Consider the following 18665-nt stretch of genomic DNA (forward strand, 5'->3'; position numbering starts at 1 on the left):
ATTTCTCGCCGACCCGTCCCGTGGTTAACGCGCGGGGATATAGGCGGCATTGCGTGTGGAAAAAAGGCGCTAAACCGTCCCGTCCACCGACGGGGCGCTTGCCTACCAATGCTTGGCGGGCGTAATGGATCGAACACCATGATCCTTACATGCCCAGCCTGTGACACGCGTTATGCCGTGCCCGACAGCGCCATTGGTGCGGACGGCCGCACGGTGCGCTGTGCACGCTGCCGCCATAGCTGGTTCCAGGAAGGGACCGAGCTGGATCTCGAAACGCTGGAGAAGGAAGGATTGGTCGAGGCCGAGCCTTCACCCCCGCAGGCCGAGCGCCAGCCCTGGCACGACGTTCCCCCGATCGGCGGCGAAGACCGGCCCGAGAAGCCTTCGGTCGACGACCGCTCGCAATTCTCGGCCGAGCCGCCCTTCCGCCCGCGGCGCAATCCGCTCAAGATGTGGGGCATGGCGGCCAGCCTGTTCGCGGTGATCGCGATCGGAACGATTGCGGCGGTCAGCTATGCCGGGCTGCCCGACTGGGTGCCGGTCAGCCGCCCGACCTTCGCCATGAACGAGCCCGATCTGGTGCTGGAATTCCCGGCGGACCAGCAGGACCGGAGGACCCTGCCCGATGGCAGCGAGTATTTCGGCGTCGCGGGCCAGATCAAGAATGTCGGGCGCGAAACCAAGGCGGTGCCGCCGGTGCTGATCGTGCTCTACGATTCGCGCAATCGCCGCGTCTACAACTGGGAAATCCTGCCGCGGCAGGGCCGCCTCCGCCCGGGCGAGACGCTGAGCATCAATGAAGCGATCACCGACCTGCCGAAATCCGCGCGTTTCGCGGAGATCGGGTGGAGCCCGTCCTGAGCCGCAAGGCGTGCGGAAAAAAGGCTCTGCAAAGGTGCTTGCAGGGTGTCTGCACCCCTGCTAGGTGGCCGCTTCCTCACGGGGCGACGCCCAGCGCGCCCCGGTTACCGGCCCTCTTGAAAAACAGGGCATGTGTGCGGTCGTGGCGGAACTGGTAGACGCGCAACGTTGAGGTCGTTGTGGCCGCAAGGCCGTGGAAGTTCGAGTCTTCTCGACCGCACCATTTTTTAAAAGAAGCCGGGCGAACTGCCCGTGTCTCTTGAGCGCGAGGCGATACCAGCGCCTCGCATCACTCCTCGCGCCACTTCTCCAGCTTGCGATAGATGGTCGATGAATTGACCTCCAGAAGCTTGGCGGCGCGGGTGACGTTGCCGCCAGCCCGCTGGATCGCCTGCTCGATCGCCTCGCGTTCGATCTGAGCGAGAGTCATTCCCTCGAACGACAGCCGCTGCGGCCCCGGTTCCGGGGCGGGCGCCAGTGCAGGCGCAGGCGCGGGCTCGAATGCGCGCGGAGCCATGCTCGGCGCACCCGGCACCGCATCCACAGGGTCGATCGGCGGCGGAGCCTGGCCGGGCCGAACCAGCGGCTTGAGCTGGTCGGACAGGTCGATCGTCCCGCTTGCCGAAGTGATCATCGCGCGGCGCAGAGTATTCTGAAGCTCGCGGACATTGCCGGGCCAGGGTCGCGAGAGCAGCGCGGAACGGCTTTCGGCATCGAAACGGGGCGGATCGAGCCCCTCTTCGCCCGCGATCCGCTCGGCCAGCTTTTCGGCCAGCAGCAGGATGTCATCGCCCCGCTCGCGCAAGGGGGGCAAGGATATCGGGATAACGTTGAGGCGGTAGAGAAGGTCTTCGCGAAAACGCCCTTCGGCCACTTCGCGATAGGGATCGCGATTGGTCGCACACACGATCCGCACATCGACCGGCTCCACCTGCGAGGATCCCACACGCTGGATCATCCCGGTCTGGATGAAGCGCAACAGCTTGACCTGCAGCTTCAGTTCCATCTCGCATATTTCATCGAGGAACAGCGTGCCGCCATCGGCCGCCTTCGCCGCGCCGATGCGGTTCTCCACCGCGCCGGTGAAGGCCCCCTTCACATGACCAAACAGCTCGCTTTCGAGCAGGTTTTCAGGGATCGCCCCGCAGTTGATTGCGACGAAAGCCTTGCTCTTGCGCCGCCCGGCGGCGTGGATCGCCTCGGCCGTCACTTCCTTGCCCGTCCCGCTTTCACCGGTGACGAACACCGCGGCGCGCGAATCCGCGACCTGCTGGATCGTCTGATAGACCTGACGCATCGCCGGCGAGCGCCCGATGAAGCCGTGGAAGCCGTCCTTGCTGGCCGAGACCTTCGGTTTGGCAGGCGCCTTGTCTGCCGGCGTCTGCTCGCAGGCCGTGCGCACCGTAGACAGAAGGCGTGCCCCGGCGACCGGTTTCACGAGGAAGTCGAACGCGCCCAGCCGCATCGCCGCGATCGCGCGGGACAGCGACCCGTCGGCCGTGATGACGACGAATGGCGGCGTATTCAGGTCCGTCGCTTCGAGCAGCGAGAGGCCGTCGCCATCGGGCAGTTGCAGATCGAGCAGTGCGGCCGAAAACGGCGCTTCGGCCAAAGCGGCTTTCGCCTCGGCGAGCGACGCGGCGAGGCTGACCGAATAGCCCGCCTCCTCCAGCTGCGCGGCATAGCCCAGCGCAAGCGATTCGCTGTCCTCGATTATCAGGACCGACGGTTTGGTCATCAGGCGGAGCGCACCAGAACGAAGGCCGCACGCGATCCGTCATCGCTGGCGTGAAGCCATTCGAGCCTGCGCGTATCGCCGAAGTGCTTCATTGCGCCTGCGACGAGGCCATGGGCGATATGGGCGAAGGGCCGGTGCGATGCATATTCGACGATCAGGTCTCCGGAATCGGTGCGCGTCGTGATGGCGGGCGGGCGCGCGTCGGGATAGATCACACGCACTTCCTCATGAATGTGGCCGCCCACATGGGTGAGCAGGGCTTCCGCGCTGGGGTAGCGTTGCACGATGTCGGCGTAGAGAATGGTGAACCGCTCGAACAGGAAGCGGCCAAAGGCCTGGCAAAGCTCGTCCGCCTTGGTCCCGCTGGCACGTGCGGCGGCCTCGACGATCCGCACCGCTTCTTCCCACGGATAGAGCGCCACGCGCGAATAGGCACCGCCATGGGGCAGGTCCGCATCGGCGAGCACCTGCTCGGCAAACAGCGGCCCCCCGGTCCTGTCGAGAAATTCGAGCATCTCCGAAAAAACGATACCTTTCACAATTCGCGCTCCTTGCGTGATCCCAATCTGCCTGGAGGATGCAAGGAGCGTGCCGGGATTTTGCCGCAGAATGTGCCATTTTGCGGCCCGGAACGCCTGCAATATGCGGAATTCGTTTGCAAAATGCAAAAGAGCCCGCCGCATTTTGCAAATTTCGCTTCGCAGAATGCGAAACTGCGATGGCACTCGGTTGGAAAACACTCTGTGTCCCGCGGAAATCCGGGATTGGTACGGCCCTTGAAGAGTGGTGGGCAATAATTTCCCACCGGAGACTGAGACCGTGCCCATTTCCATTACCCGCAAGACGACCGCCGCCCTCGTCAGCGCCACCATGCTGGCCGGCTGCGTCGCGGGGCCTGCGCCGGCCAACTACCAGAGCGCACTCTACGCGCCGCAGCAGGTGACCGAGCGTGGCAGCGAGCATCCGCGCGGCGACTGGATCGAAGCGACCCCGGTCGCCCGCGGTGCGCCGACCTGCGACTGGACCGTCCCGCGCGAGCTGGACAATTACCGCCGCGCGCGGATCGAGGAATTCGCGGACATCAATGCTCCCCTCGCTCCGGGAGACCGCCTCGCCATTCGCGTGATGGGCGATCCTGACGGTCTTTCGGGCACCTATGTCGTCGATACCGACGGCACCGTCTCCCTGCGCGGTGTGCCCCCCACCCGCGCAGGGGGCGGCTCCCCCGATCAGCTTGCCGCGGCCCTGCGCGCGAAGCTCGTTTCCGCCAACATCGTGCGCCCCTTGCGCAACGCCGTGTCCGTCTCGCTGATCGAGGCGGCGGGCGTGTCGGTGTCGGTCAGCGGCGCGGTGTTCGAACCCGCCGCCGTGCGGGCGGGCGAGCGTACGCCAGATAGCCGCATCGGCCTGAAGGAAGGCGAGGTTACCGGCGACGCCAACGTGTCGCGCAGCGTCGCCACCGCGATCCGCGCGGCGGGCGGTGTGCGCCCCGATGCCGACGTGCAGCGCATCTACCTGATCCGCGATCGTGCCTTCGTGGAGCTGGACCTGTCCGGCCTGATCCACGGATGGGCCAGCCGCGATATTCCCATCACGACGGGCGACCGCATCATCGTGCCCAGCCGTACCTGCTTCGATCCGAAGCTGGTCCGTCCGACCCCGCTGACCGCTCCGGGGATTCGCGTCTACATGTCGAACCTCACCCGCAGCGCGAACAACAACGCGGGCGCCGCGATCGGCCAGGAAACCACGTCGCTGCCCTACGGCACGCGCTTCCTGCAGGCGCTGGTCGCCGCGAACTGCGTGGGCGGCAGCTACATGCAGTCGGACCGGCGCGCGGTGCTGATTTCGCGCAATCCGATCAGCGGCCGCAGCGTCGTGATCGAGCGCGATATCGAGAAGCTGGTGCGCGAGGCGAACCGTGACCAGTACGATCCCTACCTGATGCCGGGCGATGCGATCGCCTGCTACGACAGCCGCTGGACCAACCTGGCCGAAGCCATCGGCATGGTCACGCAGGGCGTCAGCGCCGTGACCCCGGCCCTGCTGCTGGACAACGCGCTGTGAAGCACTCTCTCCCCACCTATACGCCGCCTACGCCGCCGCGCTGGCTGGCCAAGGCCTGGATGCTGGTACGCGACGGCCTGCCATCGGTCGGCCGTTACCGCCGGTACTTTGTGGCGCTGGCGATCCCGATGGCCGTTATCTGGGGTCTGACGATCGCCTACATCCTTTTTGCGCCCGATCGGTATGATAGCCGGATGACGCTGATCCTCCCCGGCACCGGCGTGGGCGGTTCGATCAACCTCGAGTCGATCGGCCAGGCGACCACGAACACGAGCTCGGCCTTCTCGAGCCCGTCGCTGAGCCCGACCGAGAATTACAAACGCCTGCTGACGTCCGACGTGGTGCTGCGCGATGCGGCGGAGCGTGCGGGTGAGGCGGAAGGCGGCTTCCCCGCACCCGGGATCAAGCTGATCGACCAGACCAACCTGATCGAAGTGCAGATCGCGGCGGGCGATCCGGAGACCGCGCGCGACCGCATGGAAGCATTGCAAGCCGCATTCCTCGACGCGCTCGAGTCGCTGCGCACCGACGAAGCGCAGCGGCGCGAAGACGCCGATGCAGAGCGTATCCACGAGCTGGAGTTGAAGGTGGACGAAGCGCAAAAGGCGTTGCTGGCCTTCCAGGCGGAAACCGGGCTGGTCTCGCTCGACCAGTTTGCTGGTCGCGTGACCTCGCTCGACCGCCTGAAGGAAAGCGAGCGCGACCGGCGCGTGCTGGTCGCCGAAAGCGGCGCGGCCGCCGGGCGGCTGGCTTCCACGCTGGACATCTCGCTGGGGCAGGCACGCATGGCGATGCGCCTGAAGGCCGATCCCGAGTTTCGCGAGCTGCTGTCTCGCTATGCCAAGACGAGCGCCGAGCATACCGAGCGCGGCGCGACCTTGGGCGATGCCCACGAAGCAATGGAAGAATTGGGCGTCGAGCGTGCGGCCCTGCGCGATGCGCTGAGCGCACGTGGTGCGCGCGTGGCCGGCACCAGCCGCTCCGCCGTGGTCGCATTTGCCGATCTGGCCGTCTCCGACACGCGCGAACGGCTGTTCGCCACGCTGACGGAACGCGATGCGGGCCGGGCGGGTCATGGGGCCGCGCTGGCCGAACTGCGCCGCCAGATCTCGCAAGAATCCGCCAATTCGCAGCAGCAGGTGGAGCAGGCCGCGCGCCTGGCCGACCTGACCCGCGACCTGCGCGTGGCAGAGGCCGTCTTCAGCTCCGCGCTGGCACGGCTGGACACCAACAAGTCGGACCCGTTTGCGTCCTACCCGCTGGTCCAGACGCTGGAAGTCCCCTCGCTGCCGCGTGACCGTTCTTCGCCCTCGCCCATGCTCGCCATTGCCGGCGCGTTCGGGGCGAGCCTGTTCACCCTGTTCGGGTTCCTGCTGTTATGGCTGCGCCAGCCCATCATCCGCAAAATCCTGCCGAACGCCTGATCTCGGTCTCGATCAAGGCCACGTGGATCCTGTGGCTGTTCGGCGGGCTCTACGTGGCCGGACCGGTGATCGGGTGGCTGCTGGCGATGCTGGTCTTCGGCGAACTGTACCTGGGCCGCAAGAACATCGCCGTCATCCCGCTGTCCGTCTGGTTATGGCTGGCAGGGATGGCGGCGATGCTTCCCATACTGTGGATCGGCCACTTCAATTTCGAACTGAGCACGGGCCAGACGATCAAGAGCACCATCGGGTGGGCCAAGGGCTGGGCGCTGATCGCGCTCTTCCCGCTGGCGGGCGCGGTGCTGGATGTGCGGATGGAAGTGATTGCGCGGGCCGCCTGCCGCCTGGGCATGTGGACGCTGGTGATGCTGCCGCTGTTCCTCGTCGCGCCCTTCATCGGCTTGCCGGAAACGCTGTGGGTCTCCCCCCTCAAGGCGATCGGCGGGCCGGGGCCGGAATATTTCGCGACGATCCTCTACACGATCGAGCCGGGCGCGGGCACGCCGCGCTGGCAGTTCTTCGCGCCGTGGTCGCCCGCCGCCGGGATGGTCGCGCTGGTCTACATCTTCCTGTGCGCGCAGGAAAAGAAGCTGGCGTGGAAGGTCACCGGCATTGCAGCATTCCTGCTGGTCGCGCTGCTCTCGCAATCCCGCCTCGCACTTGTCGCGCTGGTCGTGATCGCGCCCTTCGCCTGGGGTTCGGGCCGGATCGACCGCGGGTCGACCTGGCTGGTGGCCGCCCCGGTCATGCTGTTCGTCGGCTTCTTCGGGGCCGACCTGCTCGCGTTTCTGGAGCAGCTGATGGCGGATTTCAGCTCCGCCCGCGCCGATTCCAGCCGCGTGCGCGCAGCGTTGGGCCGGATCGCGGTCGACCGGTGGCAGGACGAGGCGTACTGGTTCGGCCACGGCATCGTCGAGAACGGGCCGCATCTTGTCGAATACATGCCGATCGGCAGCCATCACTCGTGGTATGGCCTGTTGTTCGTGAAGGGGCTGACCGGCGCACTGGCGCTCGCTCTCCCGCTGTTCGCGACCTTCGGCGTGCTGTTCTGGCGCGCCCGCGAGAGCGCGCTGCACCGCTGCGCACTGGCGATGGTCACGATCCTGATCCTGTATTCCTTCGGCGAGAACCTCGAAATCCTCGCCTACCTGTTCTGGCCCGCGCTGATCATCGTCGGCCGCGCATTGGCCGCCCCGCCCCCGGACCTCGAGACCGCTCCGGTCGACTGAACGCCAGCCTCTGGAAGCGGCGTAGGCATCCGGAGGTTACCGGCTGCCTGTAAGAAGAAGCCCCAGCCCCAGCCGCAGCCGCCGGCAGCAGACCGCTTGCGGCATCGAGCTTCTGACGATCCGGGGCCCCTTCGAGAGCCACCTTCAGCCTGCACCTGGTACGCGTGATATGCCTGTCGCAGGCCGCCCCTGCCAAGGGCCTTGCCGCACACCGCCAGGGACACGGCGCACGGCGTCAGGGGGAACACCGCGCCGTAGGGCGACCCGGAGCACCGGACGAAGCGGCAGATCGCTATCGCCCTCCCCTGTCATGTCCGCGATGCTCTGCTCGAAGGGAACAGAGCCGTGTCTCTTCCCTTCGATCAAACCGCCCTCCATCTTCCCGACCGGGTATGGCCCACAGCGACGCCGAGCACAAAAGAAGGGAGCCGCCCCGCCACCTTCCAGCAAAAGGTGAACGGGACGACTCCCTCGCATGCCCGACCAGACGGAGAGAGGAGGTCAGGCTGCGTTCGCTACCTCGATTCCCGGGTGGACACCCGAAGAAGGCCAGTGTCTGGCGGCGCGGCCGATGATGGCGTGCCACCCGGCGATAATGGTGTTGTGCTGGTGCGCGACCGAGTAGCGGCCGGCGGTTCCCATCGCCACGACATCATCCTGCGCCAGCTGGCGGATGCCGTAGGCAATGTCCTCTACCGTGCGCATGGGCCGCACCAGGCCACCGCCGTCGCGCAGTTGCTCGGGCAGGCCGTCGACATCCGCCACCAGAACCGCGCGGCCGGCCATGCGGGCTTCGGTCGCAACGAGCCCGAAGGCTTCCTGGTGCGAAGGCACGATCACCGCGTGGCACTGCGCAAGATATCGCCCGGGATCGGGGCACGGCGGGAGGATGGACACGTTCGGCAGGTCCGCAGCCAGCGCCTCCAGCGCCTCCTGCTCCGGTCCTGCGCCGAACAGCGTCAGCCTGACCTGATGCGGCGCGAAATGCACCATCGCCTGTACCAGCGCAGCGAAGTTCTTTTCCGGCGAGAAGCGGCCATAGGCAAGCAGCTCCAGCGGTCCTTCGCGACTGGGCTTCGGCGTGGGCGGCACATTGGCCAGCTCGAAGCGCCCGCACCACGGACTGATGGTCGCGATCTTCTCGGGCGGGACGCCCACCTCGATCAGCCACTTGCGCTGTGCGTGAGAAACGCTGACGATCTCGTCCACCAGTGCCGCGGCCGTGCGCAACAGCGTGCGGAAGCGCGCACGGCTCGGCACATGGCGGCTTTCGAATGCGCGGGTATAGGAATGTTCGACCTGCACGATCCGGGCATGCGGGTTTTTGACCCGCAAGGCCCCCAGATAGGGCAGCCGGCTCCAGCACGGCGGCACGTGGATCACGATCAGGTCGGCATCGAGGTGCGGCGCTTCGCGCACAGTGCGCCCGATCTCGAGCTTGCGCGACACGGCCTTGCGGCGAATGCGCGGGTTATCGAACAGCGACAGCGCGCGGGTGACCCCGCCCATGCTGAAGTCGTCGAGCAAATGTACGATCCGGATCATGCTGCTGCCCTCAGATAAGGCCGCATCAGCTGGCGGAAGCGATCCGCGCCGATGAGACGTGCCAGACCGATCGCGCCCCAGGTGGCGGCGGACTTGACCGGTTCTTCGATGAAGATGCGCGGGGACAGGGCCTTCGCGCGGGCGAACAGATCCCTCGCCAGATCGACCTTGCCGAGCTGGATCGACCGCCGGGCGAGGTAGCGCATCTGGTACGCACGGGCGGTATCGCCATATTCCTCGACCAGTTCGGGGGCGTATCCACGCGCCTTTTCCAGCATGCGGGTCCAGCTGAGGTACTGCTTGACCACATTCGCCGAAAGCGCCCCGCCGATGATCCGGTATTCGGTCAGCAGTTGGTCGATCCCTTCGAAGCGGACCGCGTGCGCGGCCACCAGGCGGACCCACAGCTCGATATCCTCCGACTGGCGGAAGCTCTCGTTGAACCAGCAGACCCGCTGCGGCTCGTCGGGATGGCGGAATGCCGCCCGGTCGAGCGCGCTGCGGCGCAGCACCGGGGCACTGCCATTGCCGACCGGATTGCGGCACAGCACATCGCGTGCGGTGACATTGGTCAGTTTCGGTCGCTGGGCGACGGCCAGCGGGGTGCCATTCTGGTCGATCAGGCGCGAACCGCAGTAGCTGACGCCGATCTCGGGATTGGCCTCGAGGTGAACGTAGTGCAGCAGCAGCTTGTCGCGGTGCCAGCGGTCGTCGGAATCGAGCAATGCGACATAGGGTGCGCTGGAACGGGCGATCCCCGTGTTGCGCGCGCCGGCCAGGCCCCGATTGGGCTGCGACACGATCTTGATACGATCATCCTCGAAGCTGCGGGCGATCCTGATCGACCGGTCCGCACCGCCATCGTCGACGATGATGAGCTCGAAATCCTTGAACGTCTGGTCGAGAACCGACTGGATCGCTTCGGCGATATAGGGCTCGACATTGTAAACGGGCATCACGACGGACATGCGGGGGGCAGACATTGCTATTCTCCTTGGAATCTTGTGATCAGGCAAACAGGGCGCTTCGGGCCCGGGCTGGCATCGCGCTTCCGGCAACGGTGGCTCCGGCAGTCAGCACGCCGCGCGCGCCGCCGGAGAAAAACGCCTTTCGGTCGCTATCGAGGGCGATCCGCACGAAGTTGCGGCTCGTCTCCATCGTGCTGCCCGCACGCAGTGCGCGGCGCGCCAGGTAGCGGCAGTAGAGCGCCTCGCCCCGGCGCACGTCGATCACGTGCGACCAGCGATCGGCCAGTTCCTTCCACGCGGCGAACATCGCGTCGAAATCGCAGCTCAGGCCGTCATTGCTCATGCGATAGCCGACCAGCGTTTCGGGGATCCCGCGCAGCAGGTGGCCGTAGCCGACGACGCGGGCCAGCAGGTCCTGGTCCTCGACGTAGCGCATGGACCGTTTGAAACCGCCCAGTTCGAGGAAGACATCGCGTTCGATGACCAGGTTCGACATAGTGCAGACCGCGTTCTCGATCACGACGTCTTCCAGATCGCAGTACCCTTCGGGCACGCTGGAGCGGGTCCGCCCCGGCCGCAGCGGGCCGTCGGTACGGTCCGGGCAGAAGGCGATGCGGGCAAAGCTCGCTTCGACCATCGGGTCCGACGCATGCAGCGCATCGTGCCGCGCCAGTTTGTCCGCGTGCCAGACGTCGTCGGCATCGAGGAAGGCGATCAGCGTGCCGCGGGCGATGGAGACGCCGCGGTTGCGTGCGGCCGAAACACCCTGGTTGGTCTGCGAGACCACGAAGATCTTCTCGTGCGCCTCGGCATATTGCAGGACGATCTTGAGCGTATCGTCGCTCGATCCATCGTCGACCACGACGATCTCGAAGTCCTGATGGCTCTGCGCGAGAACGCTGTCGATCGACTCGGCGATCGTGCGTTCGGCATTGTAGGCAGCGACGACGACGGAGAAACGGGGATCGGTCATTTTCAGGCTCCTTGGGTTTTTGTGAAGACACTCGGGGTGCGGGCCATCAGGCGGCTCGCGGCTGCGGGGATGGTCACCAGGGCAAGCCCGGCGCCGTAGCCAAGGCAGGCGGCAGCCAGCCCGGCGGGTGAGAAGAGGGCCAATCCGGCGAGCGCGGCGGCGCAGGCCCAGGCGGTCAGGATGGTTTCACGCTCCGGGCGCCCCTCCACCCGCATCGCCGCACCGACCAGCGAACCGGCGTAGAGCGGCAGGGCGGCCAGCGAGAGCAGCGCGATAAAGGGAACCGCGGGCACCCAGGTCTGGCCGAATACGATCGGCACGTAGATCGGCGACAGCAGCGCCTGGGCCGCGACCACGGGGGCCAGCATCGCGATGCCGGTGCCGAAGGCCTTGCGGAACTCGCTGCGAGCATGCGCCTGGGCCGTCCGCGCCAGGTGCGGGAATACAACCGTGTTGCACGCCGCGACGAAGCTTTGCGTGATGCCCAGCCCCGCATTGAAGGCGAAGAAGTAGACGCCCAGCGTCTCCGTCCCGAACAGCGCGCCGACCACCAGCTTGTCGCCGTGCAGCCGCGCTGCGCCCAGAACTTCGGTCGCCATGATGGCGGGGCCGAACAGCGCGAATTCGCGCATGGGGGCCGGGCTGATGTGCCCATCGGGGCTCCAGCGGGTGCTGCGGCGGGCCAGCAGCGTCCATACCGGCGCGGCCAGCAGCTTTGGCAGCACGATCGCCCATGCGCTCGGCCACACGATCGCCAGAGCCAGCGTCAGCGCGCTGTCGGCAACATTCTGCGACGCCGCGATCCGTGCGACCGCGCCCATGCGGTTATCGCGCATGGTCAGGAAGATCTGCACCAGGCCCGGCGGCATGATGACATAGACCAGCGACAGGCACGCCAGCATCGCGGCAGGCTCGCGCAGGTCGAACAACAGCGCCAGGATAGCCGCTGCCATCAGCTGCACGGCCGCGACGCCGAGGCACACGATCCAGAACAGCCTGTGCGCGGTGCGGCACAGCGCAGGCAGGTCTTCCTCGGTCGCCAGTATCAGGCGCTGGCCGATGCCGGCATTGGCCAGCACGCGGATCAGTTCGAACAGGCTGAGCGCGAGCGCGGCAGCACCGAACATCTCGGGCGACAGGCGCCGCGCAACGATCAGCAAGGCCGCCAGCCGCACAACACGGGTCGCCGCTTCGGCCGAGCCGAAGGCAACAAGCCCCGAGACGAGCGGCTGGCTCGCGATGCGGGTAATAGTGGTGCGAATGGCGAACATTGTGGTCCTCGAAATGCTGAGGTCCGCAACCTTTCAAGGACTGTGCCAATTCCCGAAAATCCAGGGGTTTCTCGAGAATTCGCGGCGAAGCCCACGCCGTTTCGCATTCTGCGCCGCGATATGATGCAAATCGCAACGATTCAGTGTCGCAATTTGCGAAAAGCACCGTGAACGCTTGGGCGGCACTTTCGCCTGCACATGTATTATCGTTCTAAATCAATACGATATGGAAACTGGCACGGTGATTGCGGGTTGGCCGGCATCTTTCACAGGAGCCAAGCCATGGAATACATCCCCGCATCCGCTTTCGAAGCCCCCGCCGGGCCGGCTCGCTTTCGCGATCTCGGTGCTGTCTTCGGCGGTCCTTTCAAGAAGCTGGAGCTCTTCGGGCTCGAGCTCAGCAATGCTCCGCGCGGCGATGTCGCACGCTACATCGTCGATCGCGCGCAGTACGGTCGCAAGACCACCGTCAACTTCATCAATGCCCACTGCGTGAATGTCGCACGGGAAGATGCACGCTATCGCGATGCTCTGGCCCAGAGCGATCTTCTGCTGCCCGACGGCATCGGCATCGAAATCGCGGCGAAGATGTGCATGGCGCCCGCGCCCGCCAATCTGAATGGAACCGACCTCTTCCCGGAAATCTGCCAGCGCGCGGCCGTGGAAGGCGTCGGCATCTTCCTCCTCGGCGGCCAGCCCGGCGTTGCCGAAGACGCAGCCGCATGGGTCTGCGAAACCTGGCCCTCGCTCGCCGTTCGCGGCACTGCCGACGGCTATTTCCGCGAGGAAGACGAAGACGGCCTGATCGAGCGCATCAATGCCTCGCGCGCCGGCATTCTGTTCGTCGGCCTCGGGGTTCCGCTTCAGGAAAACTGGATCGCGCGCAATCGCCACCGGCTCAACATTCCGGTCGTGCTCGGCGTGGGCGGGCTGTTCGATTACTACTCGGGTCGCATTGCCCGCGCGCCGCAGATCGTGCGTGCCTGCAAGAGCGAGTGGATGTGGCGTCTCGCGATGGAGCCGCGCCGGATGGCCAAGCGCTACCTCGCCGGCAACATCGCCTTCCTCGCCTATGCCGCCCGCGAAGCGGCGCGGATCAGGGGGATCGACCAGGCCTGCAGCGACGCGGCCAAGCGCACGCTCGACATCGTCGTTGCCACGCTCGCGCTGATGGCGCTGCTGCCGGTCTTCCTCGTCACCGCACTCGCGATCCGTCTGGAGGACAAGGGTCCGGTGTTCTTCCGCCAGTCCCGCATCGGGGCCAACGGCCGGGTGTTCAGCATGATCAAGTTCCGGTCGATGTTCACCGATGCCGAGGAACGGCGTGCCGCTCTGCTCGCGCAATCGGACCGGGCGGGTACGTGCTTCAAGATGCTGGACGATCCGCGCATCACCCGGGTCGGCAAGACGATCCGCCGGTACTCGATCGACGAGCTGCCCCAGGTGTTCAACGTCCTGGGCGGGAGCATGTCGCTGGTCGGCCCGCGTCCCGCGCTCGCCACGGAAGTGATCGAGTACCGCGGTCGCCAGTGGGAGCGTCTGGGCGGCAAGCCGGGGATCACCTGCGTGTGGCAGGTGAAGGGTCGCGCGGAAATCCCGTTCCACCGGCAGGCGATCATGGATCGCGCCTACCTGCGCCGCCGCAGCCTGCTGACCGACATCAAACTGCTGGCTCTCACCGTGCCCGCCGTGGTGACGGGCCGGGGCGCCTATTAGAAGTCGCCAACCAGAGCGTCGTATAGGTCGTCGATTGCCAGCAGGCAAGCGGCGACCTCTGCACGGAAAGCCTCCGGCGATGCGGCAGGATCCTTCGCGCGCTCTTCCCTGAAGCGCGCCAGTTCCTCCACGATACCGATCGCGCCCACGTTCAGGGCGACCCCGGTCAGGGAATGCGCCATCCTGGACAATTGCTCGTCCTCCTGCGCGTGCGCGGCGGTCAGCACCTCGGTCGCGTAGCGCGTGATGTCCTTGCGCGCGGCGGTGCGCATCCTCTCACGGTACGCGGGCGGCAGATCGGTGAAGCCGCGCCGGAACAGGTCGTGATCGAACCGGGCCTGGTGCGCTTCGGAGCCGCCACGACCGGAAATGATCGCGGTCTTGACCGCGTTCTCCAGCGCATCGCGACGGACGGGTTTGGCGAGGCAGACGGTCATGCCGGAGGAGACCAGCCGGTCCCGCTCCGCCGCCAGGCTATGGGCGGTGATCCCGATGATCGGAACCCGTGCGACCGATCCCGGCAATGCACGGATGGCCTTCGTCGCCTGTTCGCCGTCCATGATCGGCATCATGACATCCATCAGGATGCAGTCGAAATTCGATCGGCGCACCTCCTCCACCGCCGCCGCGCCGTTCTCGACCGCGACGACCTCGCAATTCATCTCTTCGAGCAGGCGCCGGATGACGTAGCGATTGCTCTCGGTATCTTCGGCGACCAGCACGCGTGGCGACTCGGGGATCGCATCCGAGCGGCTGGGTAGCGGTACCGGGGCCCCGGCCAGATCCGGACCGGTCGGATCGTTTGCGTCGGCTTCCTCGAGCAGGCGCGCGGCAATCTGTCCCAGCTGTTCGGATGCCTCCCGGACGACCTTGAGATCGGAATCGTCGGCGGCAAGCTTTCCGCTCACGAGGTCCAGCCCTCCCGCGAGCCCCGAGAGGGGCGTGCGGACCGCGTGCGCCATTTCGGAGATGAAGCGAACCCGGTCTTCAAGCGCGCCCTCGGCCGTGTCCTTCGCCGCCTGCAGTTCCTTGCGCAGGCCTTCCAGCTCTCTCACCCGGCGCTCGGCCAGCAGTTGGAGCGCGCGCACGCGCCGTTCGTTCGCCCGCGCTTCGGTGACGTCGCGGACGGTGCCCATGACGTAGCCCGGCCTTTCGGGCGTGCTGCGCTCGCGCCGGACCGACCAGCTGAGCCAGCGCGTCTCGCCCGTGTCGGCCCTCACGATGCGATGGGCGTAGTGATGGTCCTGACCGGCCGGTTTCTCGCGAAAGAAGGCCATCCCTTCGCGCGTGATCCGCTGCCGGTCCAGCGGATGGAGGGCGGCCATCAGGTCCTCGAGACCGGCCTCCTGATGCGCGGGCAGGCCCAGCATGGCGCCGCCCCCCTGGGAAATCGTGTAGCCGCGGTCACGCTCGCCGTAGATCGTGACCATGCCCGCCGTGGCGAGTGCCCCCAGCAGGAGCGCGCTTTCGATATCGAGCCGCGCGGCCAGTTCGCTTTCGCTTTTCGAAAGCTCTTCGTTGGCGTGCACCAGATCGCGCATCCGCTGTTCCAGCGCCTTCTCCGCATCGAGAAGCGCCCGCTCGCTCCGCTCAAGCCTGGCGGCAAGGATTTCGGCTCGCCGTTCGGGTTCGATATCGTCTAAGCTATTCATCGAGGTTTTCCCGCAGGATATCGGGCAGGTTGTCGACGACGTTCGTCGGTGAAGCTGTCACGATCTTTCCACCTTTCGGCTCTGGCGGCACGGTCTGCTCGTCGACGACCAGCACGGCGAGCGTGCCGTCGAAGTCCGCGACCTCGGCCGGGTCGTCGGTGAGCAGGATGTCCGGTTCCGCATCGTCCTGGATCGGACTGAACCCCTGTGCGATCGCGGCGATTTCGGCCCGCAGCGCCAGCGATTCCTGCGCCAGCGCGATGGCAATCGTGCCGCGCTCGGCATGCTCTTCTTCCTCGACCACAGGCTCGAGCGGAAGCGTCAGGACCATCCGCGTGCCCCCCTCGGCCCGATTTTCCGCCGTCAGCGTGCCTCCCATCTCCATGACGAGATTGTGCGTGATCGACAGGCCCAGACCCGATCCGGACCGGCGCCCCAGCGTGTCGGGCGCGGACCCGGCAAACGGTTCGAAAATCCTGCCGAGGCGGTCTTCGGGAATGCCGGGCCCGGTGTCGGACACCGCGATGGTCCACGGTTCCGACTTTGCTTCCGGTTCGGTCATCGTGATCGTGACCTTGCCTACCGCAGTGAACTTCAGCGCGTTGGAAACGAGGTTCGCCAGCACCTGCTGGATGGGCCCCTGCCTCGCCCGCACCTGCGCGTCGCTGCTGACGTCGACTTCGATGGCCAGACCCTTGCGTCGCGCCAGCGGGCGAAACAGGCCGGCCACCCGCGCAGCGAGATCTGCCGGCCGGAACAGCGCCTCCGCACGCTCGGCCTCTTCGCGTTCTAACCGGCGTTTCTGGAGCGTCGCATCGAGCGTCTGGAGAAGCGCTTCCGATGATTCCTCGATCATACGCAGCGCCCGCTGCCGTTCCTCGGCCGATTCCTCCCGCCGGATCTGGTCGATCAGGCCAAGCATGCCCGATATCGGCGTGCGGATTTCGTGGGCAACAACCGCGAGAAGATCGCTGCGCGCGCGCGCTTCGGCCTGCGCTTCGTCGCGCGCACGGACGAGAGCCTGCTCGGCTTCGCGTTCTTCGCCGATATCGCGAAGAATGCCGAAAAAGCCGATCGGCTGCCCATCCGTACCTTCGGGCCCGAATGCAGCGGTTCCCTGGATCATCACCGGCACCGTCTTCCCCGCCGCATCGACGCCCTCTGCTTCGAAGGAGAAATCGTCCTGCGCAAGGATCAGCTGGTAAATCTGCTCCACGGTCTCCTCGCGCGTCTCTTCGGAGAAATGCTCGGCTACGCGAACCAGCGGCAGGCGTGCTTCCTCGATCCCGAAACGCTCGCGAATCCAGCTGGAGATGGTGACCTCCATGGTGACCGGATCGAGCGCGAAATGCCCGACCTTGGCACTCGCTTGCGCCAGTTCGAGAAACAGCATGCTTTCTTCCAGCTTGCGCTCGTTGGCGGTGATTTCGGTGAGATCGTGGGCCACGAACGCGTACCCGAAAACCTCCTGCGCATCGTCGACCAGCGGGATCAGCGCCTCGCTCAGCGAAAGGACGGTGCCATCGGGCAGCTCGCGCCTCGCGACGCTCACGGTCTCGTCCGGCAGATCGTGATCGGCGTCCTCCTCACCCGCGAGGCGTGCAGCAAGCGCGCGCTGGATACCGGCGATACCCGCCGCGCCCAGCAATTCCTGCGCGCCCCGGTTCGCGCGAATCAATTCCCCCTGCGCATCGAACAGGACCATTGCATAGCCGTCCGCCGCGTCGACCAGCATATCGAACGAGCGGCGTTCGCGCTCTTCGGCCTGCGCGATGCGCCCCTCCATCCGGGCGAAGGAGCTCTCCAGCCGTTCGATTTCATCGCCGGAGCCACCGGCGACCACGGCCGCGCTTTCGACTCGTGCCGAGACCTGATCCGCCCGCCTGGCGAGAGCAATTATGCGCCGCGCGACCACCGAATGGAACAGCGCGCCAATGATAAGCGCGAGGGCTAGGGCCCCCAGCGACCCGATCAGGATCACGCGGCTGGCGATGTTCCATGCCCGTTCGCTGAGCGCGGCATCCGGCATCGCGGTCAGGACATACCAATCGGGCGCATCGAGTTTCTCGATGACGATCTGGGCCTCGATCGGCTCCCACCGGACGGCCCCGTCTGCGGGATCGGAACGCACGAACTGCCACAGGCCCGACAACAGGGGATCGTCCGAGGACGCAAGATCGATATTGGCGGCCAGCCGCTCCTTCGCGATACCCGCGATGGCCGAGTGGTGGATCAGGCGCCCCTCCGCGCTGACGATGATCGTGAAGGCGCCATCGGGCGGCGGGCGCAGCCCTTCGACCATCTCGGGCAGCGGGATGCTGACACCCCAGGCGCCCAGATGGCGGCCCTCGCGGCGCATCGGGTACATGCAGCCGGTCGTCCACGCGCGCCCGGTTTCGTCATAGGCGGGGTTCTGCAGGCTGGTGCATCGCAGACGGGCATCGGGATTATTGGCCGGCAGGGTGATCTGATTGAATTCGGAATCCTGGAAACCGAAATCGGCGGGCGCATTACGGTAGAATTCGAGGCGGTCCGCGCGGTCCGGCGCATAGATCAGCAGATCGTTCGCAGGAGAGAAGAAATACAGGCTTTCGATCTCATCGGAGAGACCGTTCGACATTGCGCGAATGGTCTCGAATGCGGCGAGAATGCTGTCCTCGCGCCGGCCCGACGGCGTGGGTGGCGGGAAGAACCCGGCAACCCCTTCGAGACGGACACCGCCGGGCATCTCCTCTCCCGACCAGAAGGTATCGGGGGTATGCCATGCTCCATCCTCGGCGCGATCCGCGATCGCTGCGAAGCGTGTGCCCGGACCGCGATCGAGGCGAGCGTTCATGATCTCGACTGCCTTGCGTTCGGTCGTGGCAATCAGCTGCAGTTTGCGCCCAAGAGCGGCCGCATTGGTATTGTTGGAGATCGCCAGTTCGGACTGGGCGCTGCGCCGGAAATCCGAAATCGCAGATCGATAGGAAAGCCACGTCATCGCCCCGACCACAAACGCGATGACGGGGAGAAATATCAGCAAACCTCTTATCGATAAGGACAATCCGTTCCCCCGGTTTCGCAGTTTCCATCTGCGTCTCTTTCGGCGAGCATTATCGCTGTCGTACTCACACCTTCAACAGGTAAGTGTGGGATTAACATGTCGTATTCCAACTAACACACCCAAATTCCGCAAAGCTGACGGAGAAGATCCAGCGGCTGCTCCCGGCGAGCTACTG

Annotated in this window: 13 protein-coding genes and 1 tRNA gene; 6 read left to right on the forward strand and 8 right to left on the reverse strand. The window is 66.0% G+C overall.

Annotated elements, in window-relative coordinates; translation table 11 throughout:
* Positions 1-138 precede the first annotated feature (138 nt).
* Together ACYQ0L_RS05265 and ACYQ0L_RS05270 are read left to right on the forward strand one after the other, a co-directional pair.
* Positions 139-861, forward strand: coding sequence for a zinc-ribbon domain-containing protein (locus tag ACYQ0L_RS05265; RefSeq protein ID WP_459787898.1), 723 nt, complete (start codon positions 139-141; stop codon positions 859-861).
* Between the two features lie 136 nt (positions 862-997).
* A tRNA-Leu gene (locus ACYQ0L_RS05270) sits at positions 998-1084 on the forward strand.
* A gap of 66 nt (positions 1085-1150) precedes the next feature.
* Here the strand turns inward: ACYQ0L_RS05270 and ACYQ0L_RS05275 are convergent.
* Positions 1151-2599, reverse strand: a complete 1449-nt coding sequence (locus ACYQ0L_RS05275) for a sigma-54-dependent transcriptional regulator (protein ID WP_459787899.1) — start codon at positions 2597-2599, stop codon at positions 1151-1153.
* Positions 2599-3138 (reverse strand): heme NO-binding domain-containing protein, encoded by a 540-nt coding sequence (locus ACYQ0L_RS05280; protein ID WP_459787900.1) that lies wholly within the window; start codon positions 3136-3138, stop codon positions 2599-2601. Before ACYQ0L_RS05280 ends, ACYQ0L_RS05275 begins: the two co-directional genes overlap by 1 nt.
* Before the next feature lie 280 nt (positions 3139-3418).
* Here ACYQ0L_RS05280 and ACYQ0L_RS05285 point away from each other — a divergent pair, with 280 nt between their 5' ends.
* The 3 genes from ACYQ0L_RS05285 to ACYQ0L_RS05295 are packed head-to-tail and all read left to right on the forward strand — an operon-like array spanning position 3419 to position 7319.
* The gene (locus ACYQ0L_RS05285) at positions 3419-4666 is read left to right on the forward strand and encodes a polysaccharide biosynthesis/export family protein (RefSeq protein ID WP_459787901.1); all 1248 of its coding nucleotides are present in this window, start codon (positions 3419-3421) and stop codon (positions 4664-4666) included.
* Positions 4663-6090, forward strand: coding sequence for a GumC family protein (locus ACYQ0L_RS05290; RefSeq protein WP_459787902.1), 1428 nt, complete (start codon positions 4663-4665; stop codon positions 6088-6090). Before ACYQ0L_RS05285 ends, ACYQ0L_RS05290 begins: the two co-directional genes overlap by 4 nt.
* A complete protein-coding gene (locus ACYQ0L_RS05295; RefSeq protein WP_459787903.1) occupies positions 6045-7319 on the forward strand; it encodes an O-antigen ligase domain-containing protein in 1275 nt (424 codons plus the stop codon). Before ACYQ0L_RS05290 ends, ACYQ0L_RS05295 begins: the two co-directional genes overlap by 46 nt.
* A gap of 501 nt (positions 7320-7820) precedes the next feature.
* Here the strand turns inward: ACYQ0L_RS05295 and ACYQ0L_RS05300 are convergent.
* Genes ACYQ0L_RS05300 through ACYQ0L_RS05315 form a run of 4 tightly spaced genes read right to left on the reverse strand, consistent with a single transcriptional unit; the run spans position 7821 to position 12076 of the window.
* Entirely contained in the window at positions 7821-8864 is a 1044-nt protein-coding gene (locus tag ACYQ0L_RS05300; protein ID WP_459787904.1) for a glycosyltransferase family 4 protein, read from the reverse strand.
* Positions 8861-9847, reverse strand: coding sequence for a glycosyltransferase family 2 protein (locus tag ACYQ0L_RS05305; protein ID WP_459787905.1), 987 nt, complete (start codon positions 9845-9847; stop codon positions 8861-8863). The genes ACYQ0L_RS05300 and ACYQ0L_RS05305 overlap by 4 nt, the downstream gene beginning before the upstream one ends.
* Before the next feature lie 25 nt (positions 9848-9872).
* Positions 9873-10805, reverse strand: a complete 933-nt coding sequence (locus ACYQ0L_RS05310; protein WP_459787906.1) for a glycosyltransferase family 2 protein — start codon at positions 10803-10805, stop codon at positions 9873-9875.
* 2 nt (positions 10806-10807) lie between these two features.
* Positions 10808-12076 (reverse strand): oligosaccharide flippase family protein, encoded by a 1269-nt coding sequence (locus ACYQ0L_RS05315; RefSeq protein ID WP_459787908.1) that lies wholly within the window; start codon positions 12074-12076, stop codon positions 10808-10810.
* A gap of 282 nt (positions 12077-12358) precedes the next feature.
* On the opposite strand from ACYQ0L_RS05315, the gene ACYQ0L_RS05320 reads away from it, so the two are divergent.
* Positions 12359-13792 carry a WecB/TagA/CpsF family glycosyltransferase gene (locus ACYQ0L_RS05320; protein ID WP_459787910.1) on the forward strand — a complete coding sequence of 478 codons (1434 nt, stop codon included), beginning with the start codon at positions 12359-12361 and terminating at the stop codon, positions 13790-13792.
* On the opposite strand, the gene ACYQ0L_RS05325 is transcribed toward ACYQ0L_RS05320, so the two are convergent.
* Together ACYQ0L_RS05325 and ACYQ0L_RS05330 are read right to left on the reverse strand one after the other, a co-directional pair.
* Entirely contained in the window at positions 13789-15444 is a 1656-nt protein-coding gene (locus tag ACYQ0L_RS05325; RefSeq protein WP_459787912.1) for a response regulator, read from the reverse strand. The genes ACYQ0L_RS05320 and ACYQ0L_RS05325 overlap by 4 nt on opposite strands.
* Entirely contained in the window at positions 15437-18469 is a 3033-nt protein-coding gene (locus ACYQ0L_RS05330) for a PAS domain-containing sensor histidine kinase (RefSeq protein WP_459787913.1), read from the reverse strand. The genes ACYQ0L_RS05325 and ACYQ0L_RS05330 overlap by 8 nt, the downstream gene beginning before the upstream one ends.
* Positions 18470-18665 lie beyond the last annotated feature (196 nt).

Source organism: Alteriqipengyuania triglochinis (assembly GCF_054655655.1).